The organism is Roseateles sp. P5_B10, assembly GCF_056400485.1.
Genome location: NZ_JBFULE010001254.1, coordinates 1 through 1,043, shown reverse-complemented (window position 1 = coordinate 1,043; position 1,043 = coordinate 1). Strand labels below are relative to the sequence as shown.

Here is a 1,043-nt window from a genome sequence, read left to right as displayed (position 1 = left end):
GCCGTCACAGCGGCCCGCCAGCATGGCCTCCATCACCTGCTGGGCGCCGGCGAACTTGAGCGCCTCGACGTCCAGCCCCGCTTCCTTGAAGTAACCCTTCTCCACCGCCGCATAGAACGGCAGCCCGGCCGCCACCGGCCAGTAGCCGATGCGGATCTTGGGTGTCTGGGCACGCACCAGTGCGGGCGCGCCCAGCGTGGCCACGGCGGCCGCCGCACCCAGCAGGGTGCGGCGCTGGGGTTTGAACGAATCGGTCATGGTCGGCTCCTTGGGTGATTGAGAGGGGGAGGCAAGAAGGGGTGAGGCTTCAGGCGCGGTGCAGTTCGGCCATGCGGGCCCGCCAGCCTTCGCCGAGCATGGCCGGGTCGTGCGGGCCGATGAGGCCGGCAAGCGCGCCCAGCAACTCACGGGGCGGCGCGCCGTCCAGATAGGCCTGGTGCCAGTCTCCAAGGGTCAGAAGGCTTCGCTTGTTCATGGTGCACATGCTGGTATACCAATTGGTACGCCAGCATCAAGCGTGCCAGTTTGCGGCGCGCCTGCCTCTGCGCAGGTTCTGCATGTGGTGTACCGGGCGTCGCTCGGTCTGCCGCTTTCTGGCAGTCCTCCTTCAAGCCTTCGCGGCTGAGATCGCGTGCCTCGCCGTGGGGCGTTGATGCACCAGTCGGCGGTGCGGGGCGCCCTTGACACGTTTCGATGATTAGCTAATCATCAAGCCATGAACAAGGTCTTCAAAGCCCTTTCCGACCCCACCCGTCGCCAGGTGCTGCAGCTCCTGAGGCAGGGCCCCTTGAGCGCCGGTGAGCTGAGTGACCAGTTCCATGTCTCCAAGCCCACGATGTCGGCGCACTTCACCGTGCTGAAGGAGGCCGACCTCGTACACGCCGAGAAGGCGGGCAAGTCCGTCCTGTATCACCTGAAGCTGTCCGTGCTCGAAGAAGCGTTGCTGGGCTTCGTCCATTCGTTCAGCCCGAGCGCCGACGCGCCGGAACCCAAGAAGGAGATTGCGCGATGAAAGCTGATCTGATTGCAGGCCTTGCTTGGGG

Annotated in this window: 3 protein-coding genes; 1 reads left to right on the top strand and 2 read right to left on the bottom strand. The window is 65.4% G+C overall.

The annotated features are described in order from the left end of the window. On the bottom strand, nt 1-258 hold a 258-nt coding region (locus AC1DU6_RS32545; RefSeq protein ID WP_477862371.1), incomplete at its 3' end, for an ABC transporter substrate-binding protein. Between the two features lie 49 nt (nt 259-307). Then, nucleotides 308-475, bottom strand: a complete 168-nt coding sequence (locus AC1DU6_RS32540) for a hypothetical protein (protein ID WP_457356397.1) — start codon at nt 473-475, stop codon at nt 308-310. Between the two features lie 240 nt (nt 476-715). Here AC1DU6_RS32540 and AC1DU6_RS32535 point away from each other — a divergent pair, with 240 nt between their 5' ends. Then, entirely contained in the window at nt 716-1,012 is a 297-nt protein-coding gene (locus AC1DU6_RS32535; protein ID WP_056195558.1) for an autorepressor SdpR family transcription factor, read from the top strand. The last annotated feature ends 31 nt before the right edge of the window (nt 1,013-1,043 follow it).

Coding starts and splice junctions, on each gene's coding strand:
- AC1DU6_RS32540 (WP_457356397.1), bottom strand. CDS start 475: ATGAACAAGCGAAGCCTTCTGACCCTTGGAGACTGGCACCAGGCCTAT.
- AC1DU6_RS32535 (WP_056195558.1), top strand. CDS start 716: ATGAACAAGGTCTTCAAAGCCCTTTCCGACCCCACCCGTCGCCAGGTG.